At 68.7% G+C, this 22156-nt stretch carries 23 protein-coding genes; 14 read left to right on the forward strand and 9 right to left on the reverse strand.

The window, feature by feature from the left end:
• Positions 1 to 92: 92 nt before the first annotated feature.
• On the forward strand, positions 93 to 506 hold the full coding sequence (locus AC1RL8_RS10060; protein ID WP_492685195.1) for a GFA family protein: 414 nt from the start codon (positions 93 to 95) through the stop codon (positions 504 to 506).
• A 10-nt stretch (positions 507 to 516) separates the two neighbouring features.
• Here AC1RL8_RS10060 and AC1RL8_RS10065 read toward each other — a convergent pair whose 3' ends face one another.
• The 7 genes from AC1RL8_RS10065 to AC1RL8_RS10095 form a co-directional block, all read right to left on the reverse strand.
• The gene (locus AC1RL8_RS10065; protein ID WP_095744724.1) at positions 517 to 1401 is read right to left on the reverse strand and encodes a LysR family transcriptional regulator; all 885 of its coding nucleotides are present in this window, start codon (positions 1399 to 1401) and stop codon (positions 517 to 519) included.
• 31 nt (positions 1402 to 1432) lie between these two features.
• Entirely contained in the window at positions 1433 to 3163 is a 1731-nt protein-coding gene (locus AC1RL8_RS10070) for a SulP family inorganic anion transporter (RefSeq protein ID WP_492685196.1), read from the reverse strand.
• 61 nt (positions 3164 to 3224) lie between these two features.
• Positions 3225 to 3680, reverse strand: coding sequence for a DUF2501 domain-containing protein (locus AC1RL8_RS10075; RefSeq protein WP_070059578.1), 456 nt, complete (start codon positions 3678 to 3680; stop codon positions 3225 to 3227).
• A 122-nt stretch (positions 3681 to 3802) separates the two neighbouring features.
• Positions 3803 to 5020 (reverse strand): beta-ketoacyl-[acyl-carrier-protein] synthase family protein, encoded by a 1218-nt coding sequence (locus AC1RL8_RS10080; RefSeq protein ID WP_492685197.1) that lies wholly within the window; start codon positions 5018 to 5020, stop codon positions 3803 to 3805.
• Positions 5017 to 5259 (reverse strand): acyl carrier protein, encoded by a 243-nt coding sequence (locus AC1RL8_RS10085; RefSeq protein WP_070059577.1) that lies wholly within the window; start codon positions 5257 to 5259, stop codon positions 5017 to 5019. Before AC1RL8_RS10085 ends, AC1RL8_RS10080 begins: the two co-directional genes overlap by 4 nt.
• 168 nt (positions 5260 to 5427) lie before the next feature.
• Positions 5428 to 6114: a phosphatase PAP2 family protein gene (locus AC1RL8_RS10090; RefSeq protein ID WP_492685198.1), complete on the reverse strand. Its 687-nt coding sequence runs from the start codon at positions 6112 to 6114 to the stop codon at positions 5428 to 5430.
• A gap of 65 nt (positions 6115 to 6179) precedes the next feature.
• Complete coding sequence (locus tag AC1RL8_RS10095; RefSeq protein ID WP_253252587.1) at positions 6180 to 7064, reverse strand: AraC family transcriptional regulator; 885 nt, start codon at positions 7062 to 7064, stop codon at positions 6180 to 6182.
• Positions 7065 to 7153: 89 nt separating this feature from the next.
• Here AC1RL8_RS10095 and AC1RL8_RS10100 point away from each other — a divergent pair, with 89 nt between their 5' ends.
• Positions 7154 to 8404, forward strand: a complete 1251-nt coding sequence (locus tag AC1RL8_RS10100) for an MFS transporter (RefSeq protein ID WP_492685199.1) — start codon at positions 7154 to 7156, stop codon at positions 8402 to 8404.
• A gap of 47 nt (positions 8405 to 8451) precedes the next feature.
• Positions 8452 to 9201 carry a sulfite exporter TauE/SafE family protein gene (locus AC1RL8_RS10105; protein WP_492685200.1) on the forward strand — a complete coding sequence of 250 codons (750 nt, stop codon included), beginning with the start codon at positions 8452 to 8454 and terminating at the stop codon, positions 9199 to 9201.
• A 699-nt stretch (positions 9202 to 9900) separates the two neighbouring features.
• Here AC1RL8_RS10105 and AC1RL8_RS10110 read toward each other — a convergent pair.
• Positions 9901 to 10818 carry an AEC family transporter gene (locus AC1RL8_RS10110; RefSeq protein WP_070059542.1) on the reverse strand — a complete coding sequence of 306 codons (918 nt, stop codon included), beginning with the start codon at positions 10816 to 10818 and terminating at the stop codon, positions 9901 to 9903.
• Between the two features lie 116 nt (positions 10819 to 10934).
• Between AC1RL8_RS10110 and AC1RL8_RS10115 the strand changes: the two genes are divergently transcribed.
• Together AC1RL8_RS10115 and xerD are read left to right on the forward strand one after the other, a co-directional pair.
• A complete protein-coding gene (locus AC1RL8_RS10115) occupies positions 10935 to 11909 on the forward strand; it encodes a tripartite tricarboxylate transporter substrate binding protein BugE (RefSeq protein ID WP_070059541.1) in 975 nt (324 codons plus the stop codon).
• A gap of 67 nt (positions 11910 to 11976) precedes the next feature.
• The gene (xerD, locus tag AC1RL8_RS10120; RefSeq protein ID WP_070059540.1) at positions 11977 to 12891 is read left to right on the forward strand and encodes a site-specific tyrosine recombinase XerD; all 915 of its coding nucleotides are present in this window, start codon (positions 11977 to 11979) and stop codon (positions 12889 to 12891) included.
• A 14-nt stretch (positions 12892 to 12905) separates the two neighbouring features.
• Here the strand turns inward: xerD and AC1RL8_RS10125 are convergent, their stop codons facing one another.
• Positions 12906 to 13790 carry a LysR substrate-binding domain-containing protein gene (locus AC1RL8_RS10125; protein ID WP_487849210.1) on the reverse strand — a complete coding sequence of 295 codons (885 nt, stop codon included), beginning with the start codon at positions 13788 to 13790 and terminating at the stop codon, positions 12906 to 12908.
• Between the two features lie 250 nt (positions 13791 to 14040).
• Here AC1RL8_RS10125 and phnD point away from each other — a divergent pair, with 250 nt between their 5' ends.
• The 9 genes from phnD to AC1RL8_RS10170 all read left to right on the forward strand — a co-directional run bounded on the left by phnD (position 14041) and on the right by AC1RL8_RS10170 (position 22154).
• Positions 14041 to 14904 (forward strand): phosphonate ABC transporter substrate-binding protein, encoded by an 864-nt coding sequence (gene phnD, locus AC1RL8_RS10130; protein ID WP_139705648.1) that lies wholly within the window; start codon positions 14041 to 14043, stop codon positions 14902 to 14904.
• Positions 14901 to 15758, forward strand: coding sequence for a phosphonate ABC transporter ATP-binding protein (gene phnC / locus AC1RL8_RS10135; protein WP_159272477.1), 858 nt, complete (start codon positions 14901 to 14903; stop codon positions 15756 to 15758). The genes phnD and phnC overlap by 4 nt, the downstream gene beginning before the upstream one ends.
• The gene (gene phnE, locus AC1RL8_RS10140) at positions 15755 to 16573 is read left to right on the forward strand and encodes a phosphonate ABC transporter, permease protein PhnE (RefSeq protein ID WP_139705634.1); all 819 of its coding nucleotides are present in this window, start codon (positions 15755 to 15757) and stop codon (positions 16571 to 16573) included. Before phnC ends, phnE begins: the two co-directional genes overlap by 4 nt.
• A gap of 50 nt (positions 16574 to 16623) precedes the next feature.
• Positions 16624 to 17727 (forward strand): iron-containing alcohol dehydrogenase PsrA, encoded by a 1104-nt coding sequence (gene psrA, locus AC1RL8_RS10145; RefSeq protein ID WP_492685201.1) that lies wholly within the window; start codon positions 16624 to 16626, stop codon positions 17725 to 17727.
• A gap of 74 nt (positions 17728 to 17801) precedes the next feature.
• Positions 17802 to 18770 carry a Bug family tripartite tricarboxylate transporter substrate binding protein gene (locus AC1RL8_RS10150; protein ID WP_492685202.1) on the forward strand — a complete coding sequence of 323 codons (969 nt, stop codon included), beginning with the start codon at positions 17802 to 17804 and terminating at the stop codon, positions 18768 to 18770.
• A 44-nt stretch (positions 18771 to 18814) separates the two neighbouring features.
• On the forward strand, positions 18815 to 19807 hold the full coding sequence (locus AC1RL8_RS10155) for a Bug family tripartite tricarboxylate transporter substrate binding protein (RefSeq protein ID WP_487849342.1): 993 nt from the start codon (positions 18815 to 18817) through the stop codon (positions 19805 to 19807).
• A gap of 45 nt (positions 19808 to 19852) precedes the next feature.
• Complete coding sequence (locus AC1RL8_RS10160; protein WP_095947288.1) at positions 19853 to 20434, forward strand: TetR/AcrR family transcriptional regulator; 582 nt, start codon at positions 19853 to 19855, stop codon at positions 20432 to 20434.
• A 94-nt stretch (positions 20435 to 20528) separates the two neighbouring features.
• Positions 20529 to 21662, forward strand: coding sequence for a thiolase family protein (locus AC1RL8_RS10165; RefSeq protein ID WP_492685203.1), 1134 nt, complete (start codon positions 20529 to 20531; stop codon positions 21660 to 21662).
• Between the two features lie 39 nt (positions 21663 to 21701).
• Complete coding sequence (locus AC1RL8_RS10170) at positions 21702 to 22154, forward strand: MaoC family dehydratase (protein ID WP_062474638.1); 453 nt, start codon at positions 21702 to 21704, stop codon at positions 22152 to 22154.
• Positions 22155 to 22156 lie beyond the last annotated feature (2 nt).

Genomic DNA, 22156 nt, shown 5'->3' on the forward strand with positions numbered 1-22156 from the left:
GGCCCGCCCCGGATTCACGACGATCTTGTTACTCCCCGCTCCAGCCCTCGCGCGACTAGATTGCCCTTCACCACTTCGAAAGGACAAGAACCATGAACCCGGCCTACACCGGCGGTTGCGCGTGCGGCGCCATCCGCTACGAGATTTCAGGGGAACCCGTGTTCCAGAACGACTGCCAGTGCCTCGACTGCCAGCACAAGAGCGGCACGGGCCACGGCTCGTACCTCAGCTTCGCGGGCGCCGAGGTGAAGCAGACCGGCGCGGCCACGCTGTGGAGCCTCAAGGGCGACAGCGGCAACACGAAGACGCGCGCGTTCTGCCCGACCTGCGGCTCGCCCGTGTACATGACCTTCGCGGCGATGCCCGGCGTCTTCACCGTGCATGCCGCCAGCCTGGACGACCCGGGGCGCTACCGGCCGCAGGCGGTCACGTACGCGGTGCGCGGGCACGCCTGGGACTTCCTCGACCCGGCGCTGCCGAAGTTCGAACGGATGCCGCCGGGCTGAACTCAGCCGGTCAGCCCATCCGCTGCGACAGGAAATCGAGGAACGAAGTGATGCGCGCCGACAGCTGCGTGTTGCGGTAGTACACGGCGTTGACGGGCTGGCGCACGTCGACCGTGTCCTTGGGCAGCACCTGCACCAGCGCGCCGCTGGCGCGGTCGGCGGCGGTCATGAAGTCCGACAGGCAGACGATGCCCACGCCGGCCAGCGCCAGTTGGCGCAGCGTCTCGCCGCTGGACGCGACCACGGTGGGGGCGATGGTCCATTCGTCGCCGTGCACGCCGCGCAGCGGCCAGCGGTTGAGCGACTCGGGCTGGGTGAAGCCCAGCAGCGCATGCCCGGCCAGCTCGTCGACCTTGCGCGGCTTGCCGTGGGCGTCGAGGTAGGCGGGGCTCGCGAGCACGCGCAGCCGGTGCGTGCCGAGCGGGCGCGCATGCAGCGTGGAATCGCGCAGCGGGCCGATGCGGATCGCCACGTCGGTGCGCCGCTCCAGCAGGTCGATGGGCAGGTCGTCGGTGTCGAGTTCCAGGCTGATCTGCGGATAGAGCCGGCGGAACTCCGGCACCAGCGGCACGATGGCGTGCAGCATGAAAGGCGAGGCCGCGTTCACACGCAGGCGGCCGGCGGGCTGCTGGCGGCGCGCGGCCATGTGTTCCTCGGCGTCGTCGATCGCGTCGAGGATGGCGCGCGTGCGCTGCAGGAAGGCGGCGCCTTCCTCGGTGAGTTCGAGCCGCCGCGTGGTGCGGCGCATCAGCGTGGTGCCGAGCTTCTGTTCGAGCCGGCTCAGCGCGCGGCTGATGCCCGACACCGTCTGGCCCAGCTGGTCGGCCGCGGCGGTGATCGAGCCGGTGTCCACCACGGCGCGGAAGGCGACCAGTTCTTCGATGGTGGTTTTCATGGCGCCCGTGTGGGGGAAGAGGCGCGCGCGGTCAGGCCGCGGCTTCGGCTTCTTCGGGCATGTCGATGCGCGGCATCAGCGCGGCCAGCGCCTCGGCGTCGGTGCGGTAGCTGAAGAGCATTGGCCCCGGTGCGAGCAGGCCGGCGCGCTCGAGCACCTGCATGGCCGGCAGCTTCATGCCGCTCAGGTGCAGGCGCACGCCCTTGGATTCCATCATCCGGCGGATCGAGCCGAACACCTCGGCACCGGTGATGTCGATGCGGTTGATCGGCTGTGCGAACAGGCACACGTCGGTCAGGTCGGGGCGCTCGGCCAGCGCGACCGTGAGCGCGCGCTCCAGCGTGGAGGCGGAGGCGAAGTCGAGCTCGGCGTCCATGCGCACCGCATACAGCTGCGGCGCGAGCGGCGGCAGCTTCCACAGGTGGCGGTCGCGCAGGCTGCCGTCGGGATGCAAGCCCACCTCGATGATGCGCGGGTGCAGGTGGCGGTACATGTAGTGCGCCAGGCTGGCGAGCAGGCCGCCCAGCACGCCCCAGTAGATGCTCGGTGCGGTGGCGATGGTGAGCACGAAGGTGCCGAAGGCGATGCCGGCCTCCAGCTTCGAGATGCGCCACAGCGCCGTGAAGCTCGACGGCTTCACCAGCCCGAGGATGGCCGTGACCACCACCGCCGCCAGCACCGCCTGCGGCACGTGGTACAGCAGCGGCATGAGCCACAGCAGCGCGCCGGCCACCACCGCCACGCTGAACAGCGTCGCCCAGCCGGTCTGCGCGCCCGCGTAGAGCGTGATGGCCGAGCGCGAGAACGACGAGCTGGTGGGGAACGACCCCGTGAAGCCCGAGGCCAGCTTGGCCAGGCCCTGGCCGATCAGGTCCTGGTTTTCGTTCCACAGCGTACCGGCGCGGCCGTTGTCGACCTTGGCGCTCGACGCGGTCTCCAGAAAGCTCACCAGCGTGATCATCAGCGCGGGCAGCACCAGCGCGCTGAAGGTGTGCGCCGGCAGCAGGCCGGGCCAGTAGAACGAAGGCAGGCCCGAGGGCAGGGCGCCCACCACGGCGCCGCCGCGCAGCGCGTAGTTGATGCTCCAGCTGATGGCGGCCGCGCCGGCCACCAGCGCCATCGTGGTCGGGAAGCGCGGCACCCAGCGCTTGCCCAGCCACAGCACGGCGATGCTGCCCAGGCCGAAGGCGATGGCCGTGAGGTCGGGCAGCGGCCCGCCCTGCAGCACCTGCGGAATGGTGCGGCCCGTGAAGCCCAGCAGCGCGGGCAGCTGCGAGATCGCGATCAGCACCGCCGCGCCCTGCGTGAAGCCGATCAGCACCGGCGAATTGACCAGCCGCAGCAGCCAGCCGAAGCGCCCCGCGCCGAGCACGATCTGGATCGCGCCCGACATCAGCGTGAGCCACACCGCCATCGCCACCCATTCGTCGCTGCCCGCCACCGCCAGCGGCGCGAGCGACGCGCCCACCAGCAGGCTGGTGAGCGCGGTCGGCCCGACCGACAGCCGCTGCGACGAGCTGAACATCACGGCGATGAGCGCCGGGAACAGCGCCGCGTACACGCCCGTGACCAACGGCATGCCGGCCAGCGCCGCATAGGCCACGCCTTGCGGCAGCACCATCAGTGCGACGGTGATGCCGGCCATGGCCTCGTTGCGCAGCAGCGCGGCGGAAGGGCGGGGCCAGCCGAGGCAGGGAACCCAGCGTGCGAGGCGCTGGCGAAGAGACGGTGCGGGGGGAGAGGAGGGAGAAGCCGGATTCATGAAGCGGGGCGCGCGCACGGCGGGCACGCCGCGCGCGGAGAGCGGGAGAGAGAGAAAGAGCCTAGATCAGTGAGGTCGCGTTTTTCAGGACGTAGTCGCAGGCCTTTTCCTTGACCTTCGACGACAGCCCCTTGAGGTTGAGCGACTTGCCGTCGCCGCCCTTGAGCAGGCCCTTGGCGCCGCTCGCGAAGTCGTTTTCCTGTTTCTTCTGGCCGGTGATCTTGGCGAGCAGCTTGTCCTTGACGGAGGCGGCATCGCCGCCGAGGTAGTTGTTCTTGACGCAGTACTCGAGCACGCCGGCCGCGCTGCCGATGGTGCTGGAGCCGATGGCGGGCATCTTGAAGCCGCCGAGGCTGAGGTTGCTGAGCGCCGAGCCGCCACCGCTGCTGTTGCTGCTGCCTTGCGAGTTGACCGCCGCGCCGGCCTGTTCTTTCAGCTGGTCGAGCAGGTTGTTGGCCTGCACCGAAGCGCCTGCGGCGAGCAGGGCAAGGGCGACGAATGTGGAGCGAACGTGCATGGTGGCCTCCTTGGACGGACATGGGGGGAGAAGCGCCCACCAGCATACCGGAGAGCCCGGAATGTCTCTATCGCGCGGGGCACAGCGCCACGGGGTGCGCACGGCCCGCAAGAGCACGCAGTTCAGCCTCGGCGGAACAGCAGCACGGAGTTCGTGCCGCCGAAGGCGAAGGAGTTGCTGATGGCGGCCTCGAGCCCGGGGGCGGCGCTGTCGCCGGGGGCGACGAGGTTCATCCGGCAGTCGGGGTCGACCTCGGCGCAGTTCGCGTTGGGCGGCAGCTCGCGCCGGTGCAGCGCCAGCACGGTGATGAGCGCCTCGATGGCCCCGGCCGCGCCCAGCATGTGGCCGTGCAGCGCCTTGGTCGAGCTGACGCGCAGGGCGTCGAAGTCGGCGCCCCAGACCTCGGCCAGCGCGTTGCGCTCGACCACGTCGCCGATGCGCGTGGCCGTGCCGTGGGCGTTGCAGTAGCCCACGTCGCGCGGCTGCAGGCCGGCCTGGCGCAGTGCGGCGCGCAGGGCGCGGGCCTGGCCCGGTGCGTCGGGCTTGGTGAGGTGGGTGGCGTCGCTGCTCAGGCCCCAGCCGGCCAGCGTGGCGTAGCGGCGGGCGCCGCGCGCGCGGGCGCGTTCGGCCGATTCGAGAATGAGGAAGGCCGAGCCTTCGCCCAGTGCGAAGCCGCTGCGGTCGGTGGCAAAGGGGCGCACCGCGCCGGCCGCTTCGCCGGGCTGGAAGCCGGCCAGGGTCTGCATGGCCTGCCAGGCCAGCACCACGCCCGGGACGATGAGCGCTTCGCTGCCGCCCGCGATGGCGATGTCGACCTCGCCGCGCTGCACCGCCTTGGCGGCCTCGGCGATGGCCACCGACGACGAGGCGCAGGCGACCGAGTACGTGAGCACCGGGCCTAGCACGCCGTTGCGCATCGCCACGTGGGCGGCCGGCGCGTTGGGCATGAAGGCGGGAATGGTGAGCGGCGAGACGCGCCCGTTGCCGCGGTAGGCGGCTTCGAGCGCGGCGGCGCCGCCCATGCCGCAGCCGGCGTAGACGCCGACGCGCTCGGCATCGATGCCGGCATCGCTCAGGGTCAGCCCCGCATCGCGCAAGGCGAGGTCGGCGGCGGCCACGGCCAGCTGGCTCACGCGGTCGACGCCCGCGAGCTGCAGCTTGGTGAACCAGCGCGTCTCGTCGAAGGCGACCGTGGCGGCGGCGGCGGGTTTGGGGAGTTCGGGAAAGACCGGGGCGATGGCCGAGCGGCCCTGCAGCAGCGCGTCGAACAGCGCGTCGGGCGCGTCGCCATGCGGCGCCATGACGCCCAGCCCGGTGACGGCGACTTCGTGCGTGCTCACGCTGTCTTGGCGGCCCGGACCTTGTCGACCAGTTGCGCGAGCTCGGCCAGGGTGTCGATGCTCGCGTCTTCGTCGGGCATGGTGATGCCGAAATGGTCTTCGATGGCGAACAGGAATTCGGCCAGGGCCAGCGAATCGAGTCCGCCGGTTTCACGCATCGAGGCGTGCGGGTCGAGCTTGGACGGTTCGATGCCGTACTTCTCGTGGATCAGGTCCTGCAATTCCTTCAGCGAACTCATCTGCGATGCCTGTCGTCTTGTGCCGCCGTTGATCGATGGGCTGCCTGTCCCTTGCGGGTGGCGGGCCACGGGGTCGATCCCTTCCTCGTTCGGCCTGTGTTGAATGTGATCAATGGTGTTTGATGATATCCGCTTCGACCTTAGGGAAATCCTCGGGGCGGCCTCGGATCAACGGGGGCCGGGGCGCCAGCGCAACGAGGGCAGCGCAAAGGCCAGACCAAGCAGCGCGCCGGCCACCGCGTCGAGCACCACATGCTGCTTGACCGCCAGCGTGGAATAGGCAATGGCTGCAAACCAGGCCCAGTTGATCGCCTGCAACAGCCACGGCGTGCGCGCCGCGCGCAGCACGTCGGCCAGGCGCATGGCGGTGAAGATGGCGACCGCCACGTGCATCGAGGGGCAGGCGTTGCCCGCCGCGTCCACGCCCTGCAGCATCGCGAAGCCGGGGTAGCCCGAGACGTCGATGTCCAGCGGCGGGATCTGCGTCGGCCAGAAGTAGAAGAGGCCCAGGCCGCTCAGGCACAGCGCGCCGATCCACAGCCCGTAGACCACCAGTTCGCGAAACGTGAGCTGCAGCCCCGGCGCAAAGCCCACGTACACCCACAGCGACAGGTAGGCGCCGAGCGTGTAGGGCTGGAACGGGATCAGGTGGTCCAGCGGCGTCAGCGGCATCACCGTGACCGGAAAGGCCGGGTTGCGCAGCAGGTGGAAGTAGCCGATGAAGAACAGCCAGGTGAAGGCCGTGGTGCCGACCGCCTTCAGCAGGAAATGGCGGCGGATGCGCAGCCAGATGTCGGCGGTCCACGTTGCAGGCCTGGCCTCGGCCGCGATGTGCAGGGGGATCGGTGAGTGCATGGTGTCGGTGTCGGTCGCCGATCTTGCCAGAGCACCATGGCGTGCCCCGTCCATGCCCTGCGGCATCAAAGGGTGGCCGGTCGCTTGCGGTGCTGGAACGACGTCGGCGAGCGCCCCGTGGCTGCCTTGAACATGGCGCAGAAGGCGCTGTCGGTGGCGTAGCCGCTGGCCGACGCCACTTGGCTCACGGCCATGCCGCGCGCCAGCAGCGGCAGCGCGTGCGCCATCACGGCCTGCTGGCGCCATTGCTGCCAGCTCATGCCGAGCTGGTCGCGGAACAGCCGCGCCACCGTGCGCTCGCTGGCGCCGATGGCGGCGGCGCGTTCGGCCAGCGTGGCGCGGTCGGCCGGGTTGCGCAGCAGCGTCTCGCACAGCTGGCGCAGGCGCTTGTCGGAGGGCAGCGGCACGTCGATGCGGATCTGCGTGGCGCGCTCGACCTCGTCGACCAGCAGCGGCGCGATCATGCGTTCGCGCTGCGGCGCGTGCGGGTCGGCCGGGGGCAGGCCGTCGGGCGTGGTGTCGAGCGCGAGCATCAGGGCGCGCAGCAGCGGGCTGATCTCGAGCACCTCGCACTTCTCCCAGGTGGGCGCGATCCAGGCGTGCAGGTAGACGGTGCGCAGCTCGGCGTCTTCGATCAGCGTGATGCTGTGCGGCATGTTGGCCGGCACCCACAGCGCGCGCGAGGGCGGCACGATGTAGCTGCCATCTTGCGTGCTCAGGCGGATCACGCCGCGCGTCGAGAACGTGAGCTGCGGCCACGGGTGCTCGTGCAGCTCGACCAGCGTGTCGGCGCTCAGGAAATGTTCCTTGGCGCGCAGCGGGCGCACCGCGTCGGGGGCGTACAGGTGCGGCGTGAGCGGGCCCACGCTGTTGGTCGGCGCGGTGGGCGTTCCGCGTGCCTTGGCGGGCTCGGGGGCGGGCGGAGCGTGGGGGGGAACGGCGCTTGGCATGGTTTCGACAAATGTTGTCGCTGTATCGCCATTCTGCCGCGTCGGTGCCGCATAGCATCGGTGCCCGCACCGGTTTTTTGTAGCAATCCATGTCATCCACTTCCTCGACAGCCGTTCCCGCCACCACTTTGCGCACCGACGCTCAACTGATCGGGCTGGTCGGCCTGGCGCATGCGGTGAGCCACTTCAGCCAGCTGATCCTGGCGCCGCTGTTTCCCTGGCTGAAGGACGCGTTCAACGTGAGCTACACCGAGCTGGGCGCGGTGCTCACGGTGTTCTTCGTGGTCTCGTGCATCGTGCAGGCGGCCTCGGGTTTCATCGTCGACAAGCTGGGCCCGCGCCCGGTGCTGTTCGTCGGGCTGGGCGCGCTGGGGCTCGCGGCCTTCGGCTATGCCATGGCGCAGAGCTACTGGATGCTGCTGGCGTGCGCGGTGGTCGGCGGCATCGGCAACGGCGTGTTCCACCCGGTCGACTACACGCTGTTCAACCGCAAGGTCGCGCCCACGCGGCTGGGCCATGCCTACAGCGTGCACGGCATCACCGGCAGCCTGGGCTGGGCGCTGGCGCCGGCCTTCGTGGTGCCGATCGCCATCGCCTTCTCGTGGCGCGTGGCGCTGGCCTCGGCCGGCGTGGTGGCGATCGTGGTGCTGCTGATCCTGTGGATCTACCGCAGCGTGCTGGCGCTCGATGCTGCGGCCGTGCACAAGGCCACGGGGCACGGCGGGCCCGCGCCGGTGGGCGGCGAGTTCGACTTCCTGCGCATCCCGGCCGTGTGGATGTGCTTCGGCTTCTTCTTTTTCTACGCCGCCGTGATCAGCGTGGTGCAGACCTTCGCGCCCGTGGCCGCGGGCCACCTGCACGCGGTGCCGGTGGCGCTGGTGGCGGTGTGCCTCACGGTCTACATGGTGGCGAGCGCGGCCGGCATGGTGGTGGGCGGCTTCCTGGCCTCCGACCCCTCGCGCTGCGAGCGCATCGTGGGCGCGGGCTTCGGCGTGGCGGCGGCGCTGGCATTGGTGCTGGCCTTTGCACAGTTTCCGCCGGTGATGGTGCCGGTGCTGTTCGGCGCGATGGGTTTCGTCTCGGGCATCGCCGGGCCGTCGCGCGACCTGCTGGTGAAGAAGTCGACGCCGCCCAACGCGACCGGGCGCGTCTACGGCGTGGTGTACGCGGGCCTGGACATCGGGCAGGCCGTGGCGCCGCTGGTGTTCGGCCGGCTGATGGACCACGGCCAGTACACGAGCGTGATTGTCGGGCTGGCGCTGGTGCAGGGCGTGCTGATCGCCAGCGCCTTCAATGTGCGGCGCGTGCGGCGCACGGCGCTGGTGCCTGCGTCGGCATAGATCTCCTCCGGGCGTGAGAGCTGCATGCGGCCCCTATCATCGGCCGCATGCAAGCCTTGTATGTCTATGTGATCGTCGGCGCTGTGCTGGCGGGGTTCGTGCAGGGCCTGTCGGGCTTTGCTTTCGGCATGGTCGCGATGTCTGTGTGGGCCTGGACGTTGGAGCCGCAACTGGCGGCGCTGCTCGCGCTGTTCGGGGCGCTGACGGGGCAGGTGATCGCGGCGCTCACGGTGCGGCGGACTTTCGACAAGCGCATCCTCTGGCCCTTCGTGCTCGGCGGCCTTGTCGGCGTGCCGTTCGGTGTCTGGCTGCTGCCGCACCTGGACATCGTGCTGTTCAAGGTGTGCCTGGGCACGCTGTTGGTGCTGTGGTGCCCGGCGATGCTGATGTCGCAGCACTTGCCGAAGATCACTTTTGGCGGTCGCGCGGCGGACGGCGTTGCGGGTGCCATCGGCGGTGTGATGGCGGGCATCGGCGGCTTCTCGGGTGTCGTGCCTACGTTGTGGTGCACGCTGCGGGGTTTCCAGCGTGACACGCAACGTGCTGTGATCCAGAACTTCAATCTCTCGATGCTGGCTGTGGCCTTTGCGGTGCATGTGGCGAGCGGGAGCATCGGGCGTTCGGTGGTGCCTCTTCTTGCATTGGTCGCGGCGGCTGTCGCGGTGCCGGTGTTGTTGGGGGCTCGGCTGTATATCGGGATCAGCGAAGCGGCGTTTCGCAAGATCGTGCTGAGCTTGTTGACGTTGTCTGGGGTTGCTATGTTGGCTTCGGCTTTGCCTGCCTTGCTGGCTCGTTGAACTTGGCGCGTGGGTTTGCCTTCCGGGGCCGGGAGTTCCGCCCGGCGGCGGACTCACTTTCTTTTGCTTCGCCAAAAGAAAGTAAGCAAAGAAAAGGCGACCCCACTGTCTGCGACCCTGCGCTTCGCTACGGGCAACCTGCGGTGCTCGCGTTTCGCGGGGTCTCGCAGAACTCGCTTCGCTCAAACAGCTGCGAGCCCTGATCCGCGAAACGCTGCGCTCCTCGGCGCAGCCAGAGGGGCTTTGATACCGGGCGGGCCATCGCTTCGCTCGGCCCGGCAGTTGCCAACAGCCGAAGCCTGCGTTTGTGCTCGTGGTGCTGGTGCTTGCAGGCATATCTGCGCCCGTGCCCGAGCTTGCGTTCATGTTCCAACCAACGTCGCGACCCATCCCAGCCGCAGCAGGCGCAAAGCGCCTGCTGCGGCCCACAGGCCGAGCGAAGCGATGGCCCGAGGGGTTCCCCAATCCCTTCTGTATGCGCCGAGGAGCGCAGCGTTTCGCGGATCAGGGCTCGCCCTTGTCTGAGCGAAGCGAGTTTGGGCGAGACCCCGCGAAACGCGAGCACCGCAGGTTGCCCGTAGCGAAGCGGAGGGACGCAGACAGTAGGGTCGCCTTTCTTTGCTTACTTTCTTTGGCGAAGCAAAGAAAGTGAGTCGCCTGCCGGGGCGAGACCCGGCCTCGGAACGTCCTACGACCAACTCAACGAGGCAGAGCCAACGCAAACGGCAAACTAACCACCCCCAAGATCGTAGACAGCGTCACCAGCCCCGCCACATAAGGCCCGTTGTATCCCATCCGAGCCGCCAACACATAAGCACTCGAAGCGGTCGGCACAGCAGAAAAAGCCATCAACACCGAAGCCTGCGTAGCGTCCAGCTTCAGTGCAAGCGACAACCCCCAAGCCACGAGCGGCAAGAAGAAATGCCGTATCGCCAGCACCGACACCGCCAACACCTTCCCCCGCCCCAACGTCGCGAACTGCATCCCCGCCCCCGCCGCCAGCAGCCCCAACGCCAGCGACGCAGCCCCGATCCGCGTGAGCGTCGGCGTCAACCAGCCAGGCACCGTGAGCCCCAGCACATTGGCCAGCAGCCCCGCCAGCGTCGCCACGATCAGCGGATTGCGCACCAGCTGCCGCACGAAGCCGGTCTGCGCGTGCCGCGTCATCGGCCACACGGCGGCGATGTTGAACATCGGCACGCACACGCCGATCAGCACCGCGATCAGCAACAGGCCCTCGGGCCCGGCCAGCCGCTCGGCCAGCGCCAGGCAGATGAAGGAGTTGAAGCGGAACGCGATCTGCGCGCTGGCGGCGTGGTCGTGGCGGTCGATGTGCGAGCGCAGGCCTGGCACGAAGGGCAGGGCGTAGGCCATCGCGATGCCGGCCAGCCCGACGCCGACACCCGCGGTCAGCAGGCTCGAGGTCGCACCGAAGTCGAGCGGGCTGCGCACGATCGAATGGAACAGCAGGACGGGAAATAGAAAGTAATACACCAGGCTCTCGACTTGGTCCCACACGCGGCGGTCGAGCGCGGTGTAGCGGCACAGGAGCCAGCCGATGGCGATGAGGGAGAAATCGGGGAAGAGCAGCTGCGCGTAGTTCACCGCTTCGAGCATAAACCGGCACAACCGTGGGTATTCCACAGCATGACGGAAAGCCCCGACCCGCTAGCATCCGGGCTTCGCTTTTTTCCGGCCGCCCCGGCCGGTCCCGTCAAGTCAAGGAGTTATCGATGCAACGTCGTCAATGGAGCGCGTTCGTGGGCGCTGCCGCGCTGGTCACAGTGGCAGGCCAGAGTTTCGCGCAGGGCTATCCCACCAAGCCGGTCGAACTGAGCGTGCCGTTCGCACCCGGCGGCACGACGGACATCGTGGCGCGCGTGATCGCCGACCCGCTGGGCAAGGTGCTGGGCCAGCCGGTGGTGGTGATCAACCGCGCCGGTGGCGGCGGCATCGTGGGTGCGGCCGAAACGGCGCGCGCACCGGCCGACGGCTACAAGCTGGGCGTGGCCACGGTGTCGAGCACGGCGGCCAACCCGGCCATCAACCCGAAGACGCCGTACGACCCGATCACCGACTTCACGCCGATCATCAACATCGCGGCCACGCCGAACGTGATCGCCGTGAACCCGAGCTTCCCGGCCAAGAACTACGCCGAGTTCGTGGCCGAGCTGAAGAAGAATCCGGGCAAGTATTCGTACGCCTCGTCGGGCACGGGCGGCATCGGCCACCTGCTGATGGAGCTGTACAAGAGCCTGACCACCACCTTCGTCACGCACATCCCGTACCGCGGCGCGGGCCCGGCGCTGAACGACGTGGTGGCCGGCCAGGTGCCGATCATCTTCGACAACCTGCCCTCGGCGATGCCCTTCATCCAGAGCGGCCGCCTGGTGCCGATCGTGGTGTCGGCCCCGACGCGCGTGGCCGGCCTGCCGAACGTGCCGACCTTCAAGGAAGTCGGCCTGGAGCCTGTCAACCGCATGGCCTACTACGGCATCCTCGGTCCGAAGGGCCTGCCGAAGGAAGTGGTCGACAAGATCAACGCCGGCGTGAAGAAGGCGGTGGAAGATCCGGCCGTGAAGAAGCGCATCGAAGACACCGGCTCGCTGATCGTGGCCAACACGCCCGACCAGTTCGCCGCGCAGATCAAGGCCGAGTTCGACGTGTACAAGCAGGTCGTGAAGAAGCAGAACCTCAAGCTCGACTGACCGGCTTCGCTCCCAATAAAAGCCGCCCGCGTTCCGGGCGGCTTTTTCTTTTGTTATCTTGCACCGCATGACCGAGGCCGCCGCCGCTCCCCCCACCGCCGACATCGACACCTTCATCGACGCCCTCTGGCTCGAGGACGGGCTGTCGAAGAACACGCTGGCCGCCTACCGCCGCGACCTCGCGCTGTTCGCGCAGTGGCTGCGCGAACAGCGGGGCGGCATGGGGCTGGACGCCGCGCGCGAGACCGACCTGCAGGCCTACATGGGCGTGCGCCTGTCCACCAAGGGCAAGGCGACCTCGGCGAACCGGCGGCTCACGGTGTTCAAGCGCTACTACCGCTGGGCGCTGCGCGAGCGCCGCATCACGGCCGACCCGAGCATCCGCCTCATGCCCGCGCGCCAGATGCCGCGCGCGATCAAGACGCTGTCCGAGAAACAGGTCGACGACCTGCTGGCCGCGCCCGATGTCGAGAGCCCGCTCGGCCTGCGCGACCGCGCCATGCTGGAGCTGATGTACGCGAGCGGCCTGCGCGTGAGCGAGCTGGTGGCGTTGAAGGCGATCGACATGAGCCTCAACGACGGCGTGCTGCGCGTGCTCGGCAAGGGCAACAAGGAACGCCTCGTGCCCTTCGGCGGCGAGGCGCGGCGCTGGATCGAACGCTACCTCGACGAGTCGCGCCCCGTGATCCTCGACGGCCAGCAGACGCCCGACCTGTTCGTGACCGCGCGCGGCGCGGGCATGACGCGCGTGATGTTCTGGGTCATCGTGAAGAAGCAGGCGGCTGCAGCGGGCATCCATGTGCCGCTGTCGCCGCACACGCTGCGCCATGCCTTTGCCACGCACCTGCTGAACCATGGTGTGGACCTGCGCGCGGTGCAGCTGCTGCTGGGCCACGCCGACATCTCGACCACCACCATCTACACGCACGTGGCGCGCGAGCGCCTGAAGCAGCTGCACGCGGCGCACCATCCGCGCGGCTGACGCGGCGTTCGTTCTCAGCTCTTGCGCTTGCGCGCCTCGATGGCCGGCACCAGCGTGTCGTAGAAAGCGCTCACCATGCGCATCTCGCGTCGCTCGGCCAGGCACAGCACGTGGGCGTAGGTGAAAATTTCGGTGTCGCTGAAGCCCACCATGTGCAGGTTGGGCCCCGGCACGAACTCCACGCCCGACACGGCCGCGATGCCCAGGCCTTGCGCCACGGCTTCGCGGATCACTTCGCGGCTGCTGATTTCCATCACCACGTCGACCTCGACCTTGGCTTTCGTGAGCGCCAGTTCGAGCGCCTTGCGTGTGGTCGAGCCTTGCTCGCGCAGGATGAGCCGTTCGCCCTGCAGCTCGGCGAGCCGGATGTTGCGCCGCTTCGCGAAGCGGTGCGTGGAGGGCACGAACATCACGACCGGGTGCTGGCTGAAGGGCACCGACAGAAAGCGGTCGTCGCGCACCAGCTGCGCGAGCACGCCGACGTCGGCGCTGTAGTCGAGCAGGCGGTCGAGCACGTCCTGTGAATTGCCGGTGCTCACCGTGACCTTCACGTCGGGGTAGCGCAGGCTGAAGTCGACCAGCATCTTGGTCACGTGGTACGGGCCCACGGCCGCCACGCGCAGGTGGCCGGTGCGCAGCTTGCCGGCGTCGCCGAGCAGCGCCACCGCATCGCCTTCGAGGCTGAAGATCTGCTGCGCGAGCTGCATGAGCTGCTCGCCGATCTCGGTGAGCTGCACGCGCCGGCCGCGCCGGTGGAAGAGCTCGACCTGGTAGGCCTCCTCGAGAAAGCGCACCTGCGTGGTGATGGTGGGCTGGCTCACATGCAGGTGCTCGGCAGCCCGCGTGAAGCTGCCTTCGCGGGCCACGGCATAGAAGGAACGCAACTGGGTCAGGCGCATCGCAAGAGCCTTTCTGATCTATAGCTTCAGTATATAGATCATCGAAAAAATTTGAATTTGATCGATATGAGTACCAGTGATGTACTCGCGATCAAGACGGACCAGGCCTCGACAGAAACACGCCGGACGTCCCGAATCCTCGCGTTGTCATGACCATGACACGCACGACTGGAAGACTCGAGACGGGTACTTTTGCCCTTCGAAACGACCTGAGGATTCCATGCAACGCAGACCACTGGAGACAACCATGATGAAGCGTAGAAAGCTGCTGCTCGGCACTGCCGCCGTGACAGCGTCCGCCTTCGTGCCGATGGCACGGGCACAGCAGGTTCTCACTGTCGGGCTGATTCCTTCCGAGGACTCGCGCGCCATGATTGCCAACAGCCAGGCCATGATGGACATGCTGTCCAAGGCCCTCGGTTTCGCGGTCAAGCCCTTCGTGGCGGCCGACTACAACGGCGTGATCGAAGCGCTGCGTTCCAAGCGGCTCGACGTGGCCTACCTCGGCCCCTTCTCGTATGTGCTGGGCACCACGGTGGCCGACATCGAGGCCTTCGCGGTGGCCGAGACCAAGAAGGCCGGGCGCACCTCGTACCACAGCCAGATCGTGACCCACAAGGACACCGGCATCAAGACGGTGGCCGACCTCAAGGGCAAGACCTTCGCCTTCGTCGACCCGAGCTCCACCTCGGGCCATCTGTTCCCGAAGGCCGGCCTGCTGAAGGCGGGCTTCAACCCCGACAAGGATTTCGGCCGCGTGATTTTTTCGGGCTCGCACGACTCGAGCGCGATCGCGGTGCAGAACAAGAAGGTCGATGCCGCGGCCATCGCCGACCGCATCCTCGACGCCGCCGTGTCCAAGGGACTGGTCAAGCGTGAAGACCTGGTCGAAGTCTGGAAGTCGGAACCCATTCCCGAGTCGCCCACCGTGTGGCGCAAGGACCTGCCCGCCGACCTGAAGACGCGCGTGCAGGCCGCCTTCCTGCAGGTGAAGGACATCCCCTGGTCCGACCAGGGCCTGCTCAACGGTTTCCACCCGACCAACGACGCGGCCTACAACATCATCCGCGACACGGCCAAGGTGCTGAACCTCGACCTGAGGAAGATGAAATGATCGAGATCCGCGGGCTGTGCAAGCGCTACGGCGACTTCACCGCGCTCCATCGTGTGGACCTCACGGTGGCCAAGGGCGAGTTCGTCGTCATCCTCGGCGCGTCGGGTGCGGGCAAGTCGACGCTGCTGCGTTGCATCAACCACCTGGCCGAGCCGAGCGAAGGCGAGATCCACGTGGACGGCGAGCGCTCGCGCGGCGACCGCGCCGGCCTGCGCAAGGTGCGCCGCGACGTGGCGATGATCTTCCAGCACTACAACGTGGTGCCGCGCCTGTCGGTGCTCAAGAACGTGCTGACGGGGCGGCTGGGTTCCATGCCCGCGCTCCTGTCGTGGTTCCAGGTGTTCCCCGCGAAGGACATCGCCATCGCCCGCGAATGCCTGCGCCGCGTCGAGCTCGACCCCAAGGCCGACCTGCGCACCGACACGCTCTCGGGCGGACAGAAGCAGCGCGTGGGCATTGCGCGCGCGCTGGCACAAAAGCCCAAGGTGATCCTGGCCGACGAGCCCGTGGCCAGCCTCGATCCGAAGACCTCGCGCAAGGTGCTCAACTACCTGAAGCAGGCCAGCCGGCAGGACGGCATCACGGTGATCTGCAACCTGCACCAGGTCGACTACGCGCGCGAGTTCGCGCAGCGCGTGATCGGCGTGGCGGCCGGACGCATCGTGTTCGAAGGCCGGCCCGACGAGCTGACCGACGAGGTGCTGCACCTCATCTATCCGGGCGGCGTGGAAGAGGGCACCGACGCCGCCGCTGCGGGCGCAGAGCCCGACACCGCAACGCCGAGCGTGCCCGCCGCCGCACTTCATGCGGCGCCGGTGCGCACCGCCCCGCAACTCGCCATGGAGCAATCATGATCGCCCTCGGACGCTACAACCTGCTGATCGCCAAGAGCGCCGGCAACCCCGGCTGGTGGAAGTACGCCGTGGCCGTGCTCGCCGGCATCGGCGTGCTCTGGTGGGCCGCCATCGGCAGCCAGGTGAGCTTCAGCGAACTCGGCAAGGGCATGCCCTGGATCGCCGACTTCCTGGGGCGCATGCTGCCGCCCAACTGGGAGTTCATGGGCAAGCTCGTGAAGCCGGCCATCGAGACCGTGCAGATCGCGCTGTGGGGCACGCTGCTGGCGGTGATTCTTGCGGTGCCGCTGTGCTTCTTCGCGGCGCGCAACATCTCGCCGAACGTCGCCGTGTTCCACGCGATGCGGCAGGTGCTGAACATCACGCGCGGCATCAACGAGATCATCCTGGCGCTGATCTTCGTGGCGGCCGTCGGTCTCGGTCCGTTCCCCGGCGTGCTGGCGCTGGCGCTGCATGGCGCGGGCATGCTCGGCAAGTTCTTCGCCGAGTCGATCGAGGAGATCGACCAGGGCCCGATCGAGGCGCTGCGCGCCACCGGCGCGGGGCCGATCCAGACCATCATCTTCGGCGTGATTCCGCAGGTGGTCACCGCGTGGATCGGCGTGATCGTCTATCGCTTCGAGACCAACCTGCGCCAGGCCACCGTGCTGGGCATGGTGGGCGCGGGCGGCATCGGCTTCGAGCTGGTGGGCAGCATGAAGCTGTTCCAGTACCAGGACACGGCGACCTGCATCCTGGTGATCGTCGTGATGGTCATGACGGCCGACTACCTCTCGACCCGGCTGCGCGGCTGGATCCAGCAGGGCGCGCGCTGATGGCCCGCTCTCTCCCTGCGGCGTTCGCCGCCTCCTGAACCCACTTCCCCATGAGCGCCAATTACCACAACCCCGTGCACAGCGTGTACGGGGCAGGGGCCCTGCTGTCCCTGCCGAAGCTGCTCGAAGGCCGGCGCGCCGCGCTGGTGACCTTTCCCGAAGCGCGCGCACTGGGCCTGCTGGACCGGCTGGCGTCGGTGCTCGGCGACGCGCTGGCCTGCACGCTCGACCAGACGCGGCCCAACCCTGACGTGGCGGAACTGGCCGAGACCTACGAATGGTTCTGGCGCACGCATGCCGACGTGGAGGTGATCGTCGCGGTCGGCGGCGGCAGCGCCATCGACACGGCCAAGGCGCTGATGGTGGCCGACGACCACGGGCGCTTCGCGGACCTGGTGGCGGGGCTCGCGGGCGAACGGCCCTTCGTCGCCACGCGCCACAAGACGCTCATCGCCGTGCCCACCACGGCCGGCACCGGCAGCGAGGTCACGCCCTGGGCCACCATCTGGGACCGCGAGCGGCAGAAGAAATACTCGCTGCATTTGCCGCAGACCTGGCCGACCTATGCGGTCATCGACCCCGAGCTGATGCTGTCGCTGCCGGCGGCCGTCACGCTGCAGAGCGGGCTCGATGCGCTGTCGCACGCGCTCGAAGCGATCTGGAACGTCAACGCCAATCCGCTGTCCGACACCTTCGCCGTGGCGGCCGTGCAGGACACGCTGGAGGTGCTGCCGCAGCTCATGGTGCGGCTCGACGACGTCGACCTGCGCGGGCGCATGGCACTCGCGGCACTGAAGGCGGGCATGGCGTTTTCCAACACCAAGACCGCGCTCGCGCATTCCATCTCGTACGAGATGACGCTGCGCTATGGCCTGCCGCACGGCATCGCCTGTTCGTTCCCGCTGCCGATGGTGCTGGCGCGCGCGATCGGCCGCCGGCCCGACCGCGACGCGGTGCTGGCGCAGGCGCTGCGCATGCCGCTGGCCGACGCACCGGCACAGCTCGCGGCCTTCATCGAATCGCTGGGCGTGAAGACGCGCTTCGCCGACTACGGCGTGGGCGAGGACGAGGCGCGCGAGATGCTGCGCCATGCGCAGGGCGGGGCGCGCGGGCGCAACTTCATCGGCAACGACGTGGAGGTGCAAGAAGCCTGAGCTGCGCGGGGGCTGCACGGGCCCGGGATGTTTCAAAATGGACGCTCCCCTTCAAGAGAGATTCAGAGACATCCATGAACCTTCGCAGACTCTGCACCGGCCTCGCACTGGCCACGACCGCCGGCCTCGCCATCGCCCAGGGCTTTCCCACCGCCAAGCCCATCCGCCTGATCGTCGGCTACCCGCCCGGCGGTGGCATCGACTTCGCGGCGCGCACGGTGCAGGTGCCGCTGCAAGAGGCGCTCAAGCAGCAGCTGGTGGTCGACTACAAGCCGGGTGCCAGCGGCATGATCGCGGCCACCGAGCTCACGCGCCAGCCGGCCGACGGCTACACGCTGCTGCTGGCCAACACCGGCCCCTTCGCCATCGCGCCGTACCTGCAGAGCAAGCCGCCGTACGACCCCATCAAGCAGTTCACCTACATCGGCCAGATCAGCCAGGGCAGCTACATCGCGGTGACGCGGCCCGACCATCCGGCGAAGAACCTCAAGGAGTTCGTGGCGTGGGCCAAGGGCCAGCCCGGCAAGGTCAACTTCGCCTCGGGCGGCAACGGCACCTCGACGCACCTGAACGGCGAGCTCATGAACCAGGTCACGGGCCTGGACATGACGCACGTGCCGTACAAGGGCAGCGCGCCGGCCGTGCAGGACCTGCTCGGCGGGCAGACGCAGATCCTCATCGACGCGGGCAGCGTGCTGCTGCCGCAGGTGAAGGGCGGCAAGCTCAAGGCACTGGCCGTGACCGGCCCGGTGCGCGACCCGCAACTGCCCGACGTGCCGACCGTGAAGGAGATGGGCTTCGCGGGTATGGAGGCGGTCGGCTTCCAGGGCCTGGTCGGTCCGGCCAACATGCCCAAGGAGGTGGTCGATCGCCTGTCGGGTGAACTCGCGAAGGCACTGGCGACGCCCGAGATCAAGGCCAAGTTCGCGACGGCCGGCGCCGAGGTGCATCCGCTCGGCCCGGCGGCCTTTGCGGCTTTCGTCAAGGCGGACAATGAGAAGTGGTCCAAGCTGATCCGCGAGCGCAAGCTGCAGCTGGACTGACCGATCTTTCTTCTTCTCCTCGACGCATGCCTTTCATCGACACCATGAACTTCCTCGCCGCCTCCAAGCCTTCGCGCCGCACCACGACCCGGCTGCTCGCCGCCGCGGCGCTGTGCGCGGCCAGCGGCGCGCATGCGCAGGCCGTGCCGCGCACCGTGCGGCTCATCGTGGCCTACCCGGCGGGCGGCGTGAGCGACGTGGTCGCCCGCGCGCTCGGCGACCGGCTCGCCGTGCAGCTGGGCACCACGGTGATCGTCGACAACCGCGCGGGCGCGAGCGGCGCCATCGGCATGGACGCCGTGGCCAAGGCCGCGCCCGACGGCGCGACGCTGGGCTTTTCGGCCATCAGCCCGCTGGTGCTGAGCCCGCACCTGGGCAAGCTGCCGTTCGACCCGCTGAAGGACATCGTGCCGGTGGCCAGCGTGATGTATTCGCCCGTGCTGCTGGTGGCCACGCCCGCCAGCAAGGCGAAGGACTTTCGTGCGCTGATTGCCGAAGCCAAGGCGCAGCCCGGCGCGGTGCGCTGGGCCACGTCGGGGCCGGCCTCGCTCGGGCACATCGTGCTCGAGCAGGTGCGCGCGACGGCCGGCGTGGACATCACGCACGTGCCGTACAAGGGCGGCGGCCAGCAGCTCAACGATGCGCTGAGCGGGCAGTTCGAGATCCTGTCGACCAATGCCAGCCCGACGCTGTCGGCGCACATCCAGTCGGGGAAGCTGCGCCCGCTGGCGGCGGGCGCACCCGCGCGGCTCGAGAGCCTGCCGCAGGTGCCCACGCTGGCCGAGCTGGGCTACAGCGCGGCCAACATCCATTCGCTGTTCGGTGTGTTCGCCCCCGCGGGCACGCCCGCGGCGCTGGTGGCGAAGTACAACGCCGAAATCAACAAGGCGCTCGCCAGCCCCGAGCTGCGCGCCAAGCTCACGGCCACCGACAACGTGCCTGCCCCGGGCACGCCGGCTGCCTTCGCCAAGGAAATCGCCAGCGAGTTCGAGAGCAACGGCCGCATCGTGAAGGCTGCGGGCATCAAGGCCGATTGACCCCGGCGCTTGCAGGGGCGGGTTTCCCTACCTTATAGTAGGTAGATGCACGACGCCTCCACCCTGGCCCCCGGCGGCACCCGCGATCAGATCCTCGCGGTGGCGCGTGGGCTCATCGAAACCCGTTCGTACCTGGGCTTCAGCTTCCAGGACGTGGCCAACGCGGTGGGCGTGCGCAAGGCGAGCCTCTACCACCACTTTCCCACCAAGGAAGCGCTGGGCATCGCGGTGATCCAGGGCGCCACGCAGGGCTTCAAGGACTGGGTGGCGGCGCGCGCGCGCGAGCCCAAGGACGCGCTCGAATCCTATTTCCGCATGTACCGCAACACGCTGAAGGCCGGCTCGGGCCTGTGCCCGGCGGGCGCGCTGGCACCGGGCTGGGACTGCATCAACGAAGACCTGCGCCAGGCCGTGCAGGCGCTGCGCAACACGCAGGTGATGTGGCTCACCGGCGTGCTCGGCGCGCTGGTGCCGGCGCAGGCGCAGAAAGACAACCCCGTGGCCTCGCTCGCGGCCTTCGTGTTCTCGTCGTGCCAGGGCGCGCTGCTCGCGTCCCGCATGACGGGCCGCGTCGAAGACTTCGACGACGCCATCGCGCAACTGCGGCGCGCGCTGCCGCTGGACTGACCGATCCGTTTCACCACGGGCACGCTGGACGTGCCTTTTTTTGAACCCCGAAGCCTACCGATTGGAAGGTAGTTTTTCTCCAAGGAGTATTCCCATGAAAGCCGTGATTTCCGCCTACGCCCGTTCCCCGTTCCACTTCGCCAAGAAGGGCGCGCTGGCCGAAGTGCGCCCCGACACGCTCGCCGCCGGCGTGGTGCAGGGCCTGCTGCAGCGCACCGACCTCGACCCCGCGCTGCTCGAAGACATCATCCTGGGCTGCGCCTACCCCGAGGCGTCGCAGGGCAACAACCTCGCGCGCATCGTCGGGCTGCTGGCCGGGCTGCCGCACGAGGTGGGCGGCATGACGGTGAACCGCTTCTGCGGCTCGTCGATGCAGGCCGTGCACATCGCGGCCGCGCAAATCGAGGCGGGCATGGGCGAGGCTTTCCTGTGCGTGGGCGTGGAGTCGATGACGATGGTGCCGCAGGGCGGCTTCAACTTCTCGCCCAGCCCCGAGCTGCTGGCCAGCACCGATGCCTACATCTCGATGGGCGAGACGGCCGAGAACGTTGCGCAACGCTGGAACGTGAGCCGCGCCGACCAGGAGACGCTGGCCGTCGAGTCGCACCGCAAGGCGGCCGAAGCGCGCGCGCAGGGCCGGCTGGCCGGCGAGATCGTGCCGGTGCGCCTGGCCTCCGGCGAGGTGGTCGATGCCGACGGCTGCATCCGCCCCGCGACCTCGGCCGAGGCGCTGGCCAACCTCAAGCCCGCGTTCCGCCCCGACGGCGTGGTGACGGCGGGCACTTCGTCGCCGCTGACCGATGGCGCGGCGGCCGTGCTGGTCACCAGCGACGCCTTCGCCGCCAAGCACGGCCTGAAGCCGCTGGCGCGCATCCGTTCGTTCGCGACCGTGGGCGTCGACCCGGCCGTCATGGGCATCGGACCGATTCCCGCCACGCGCAAGGCGCTCGCACGTGCGGGCCTGAGCGTGGCCGACCTCGACGTGGTCGAGATCAACGAAGCCTTCTCGTCGCAGGCGCTGGCCTGCATCCGCGACCTCGGGCTCGACCCGGCCACCGTCAACCTCGACGGCGGCGGCCTGGCCATCGGCCACCCGCTGGGCGCGACCGGTGCGCGCATCACGGGCAAGGCGGCGGCGCTGCTGGCGCGCGAGAACGGCCGCTATGCGCTCGCCACGCAATGCATCGGCGGCGGGCAGGGCATCGCCACCATCCTCGAGCGCGTCTGATCGCCCGAGAATGACGGGCAACGCAACAAGGAGACTTCCATGGACAAGCTGTATCTCGAAGACCTGAAGGTCGGCGACCGTTTCCAGAGCGGCGAACACCTGCTCGACGCGGCGCAGATCAAGGCCTTCGCGCAGCAGTTCGACCCGCAGCCCTTCCACACCGACGAAGAGGCCGCCAAGAACACCTTCTTCGGCGGGCTGGCCGCGAGCGGCTGGCACACGGCGGCGCTCACGATGAAGCTGCTGGTCGACAGCGGCATTCCGTTGGCGGACGGCATCATCGGTTCGGGTGGCGAGCTGCAGTGGCCCAAGCCCACGCGGCCCGGCGACGTGCTGCATGTGGTGAGCGAAGTGGTCGACATCACGCCCTCGCGCTCCAAGCCCGGCCGCGCGATGGTCTCTATGCGCTGCCAGACGCGCAACCAGCGCGGCGAGGTGCTTCAGTACTTCACGCCGAAGCTGGTGGTGCACAGCCGCACCGCGACGTCCTGAAT

The organism is Variovorax sp. GW822-FHT04E09 (genome assembly GCF_058800845.1).

What these genes read in the sequence shown, in the direction of transcription:
- AC1RL8_RS10060 (WP_492685195.1), top strand. Translation starts at nt 93, where the DNA reads ATGAACCCGGCCTACACCGGCGGTTGCGCGTGCGGCGCCATCCGCTAC.
- AC1RL8_RS10065 (WP_095744724.1), bottom strand. Translation starts at nt 1,401, where the DNA reads ATGAAAACCACCATCGAAGAACTGGTCGCCTTCCGCGCCGTGGTGGAC.
- AC1RL8_RS10070 (WP_492685196.1), bottom strand. Translation starts at nt 3,163, where the DNA reads ATGAATCCGGCTTCTCCCTCCTCTCCCCCCGCACCGTCTCTTCGCCAG.
- AC1RL8_RS10075 (WP_070059578.1), bottom strand. Translation starts at nt 3,680, where the DNA reads ATGCACGTTCGCTCCACATTCGTCGCCCTTGCCCTGCTCGCCGCAGGC.
- AC1RL8_RS10085 (WP_070059577.1), bottom strand. Translation starts at nt 5,259, where the DNA reads ATGAGTTCGCTGAAGGAATTGCAGGACCTGATCCACGAGAAGTACGGC.
- AC1RL8_RS10090 (WP_492685198.1), bottom strand. Translation starts at nt 6,114, where the DNA reads ATGCACTCACCGATCCCCCTGCACATCGCGGCCGAGGCCAGGCCTGCA.
- AC1RL8_RS10095 (WP_253252587.1), bottom strand. Translation starts at nt 7,064, where the DNA reads ATGCCAAGCGCCGTTCCCCCCCACGCTCCGCCCGCCCCCGAGCCCGCC.
- AC1RL8_RS10100 (WP_492685199.1), top strand. Translation starts at nt 7,154, where the DNA reads ATGTCATCCACTTCCTCGACAGCCGTTCCCGCCACCACTTTGCGCACC.
- AC1RL8_RS10105 (WP_492685200.1), top strand. Translation starts at nt 8,452, where the DNA reads ATGCAAGCCTTGTATGTCTATGTGATCGTCGGCGCTGTGCTGGCGGGG.
- AC1RL8_RS10110 (WP_070059542.1), bottom strand. Translation starts at nt 10,818, where the DNA reads ATGCTCGAAGCGGTGAACTACGCGCAGCTGCTCTTCCCCGATTTCTCC.
- AC1RL8_RS10115 (WP_070059541.1), top strand. Translation starts at nt 10,935, where the DNA reads ATGCAACGTCGTCAATGGAGCGCGTTCGTGGGCGCTGCCGCGCTGGTC.
- xerD (WP_070059540.1), top strand. Translation starts at nt 11,977, where the DNA reads ATGACCGAGGCCGCCGCCGCTCCCCCCACCGCCGACATCGACACCTTC.
- AC1RL8_RS10125 (WP_487849210.1), bottom strand. Translation starts at nt 13,790, where the DNA reads ATGCGCCTGACCCAGTTGCGTTCCTTCTATGCCGTGGCCCGCGAAGGC.
- phnD (WP_139705648.1), top strand. Translation starts at nt 14,041, where the DNA reads ATGAAGCGTAGAAAGCTGCTGCTCGGCACTGCCGCCGTGACAGCGTCC.
- phnC (WP_159272477.1), top strand. Translation starts at nt 14,901, where the DNA reads ATGATCGAGATCCGCGGGCTGTGCAAGCGCTACGGCGACTTCACCGCG.
- phnE (WP_139705634.1), top strand. Translation starts at nt 15,755, where the DNA reads ATGATCGCCCTCGGACGCTACAACCTGCTGATCGCCAAGAGCGCCGGC.
- psrA (WP_492685201.1), top strand. Translation starts at nt 16,624, where the DNA reads ATGAGCGCCAATTACCACAACCCCGTGCACAGCGTGTACGGGGCAGGG.
- AC1RL8_RS10150 (WP_492685202.1), top strand. Translation starts at nt 17,802, where the DNA reads ATGAACCTTCGCAGACTCTGCACCGGCCTCGCACTGGCCACGACCGCC.
- AC1RL8_RS10155 (WP_487849342.1), top strand. Translation starts at nt 18,815, where the DNA reads ATGAACTTCCTCGCCGCCTCCAAGCCTTCGCGCCGCACCACGACCCGG.
- AC1RL8_RS10160 (WP_095947288.1), top strand. Translation starts at nt 19,853, where the DNA reads ATGCACGACGCCTCCACCCTGGCCCCCGGCGGCACCCGCGATCAGATC.
- AC1RL8_RS10165 (WP_492685203.1), top strand. Translation starts at nt 20,529, where the DNA reads ATGAAAGCCGTGATTTCCGCCTACGCCCGTTCCCCGTTCCACTTCGCC.
- AC1RL8_RS10170 (WP_062474638.1), top strand. Translation starts at nt 21,702, where the DNA reads ATGGACAAGCTGTATCTCGAAGACCTGAAGGTCGGCGACCGTTTCCAG.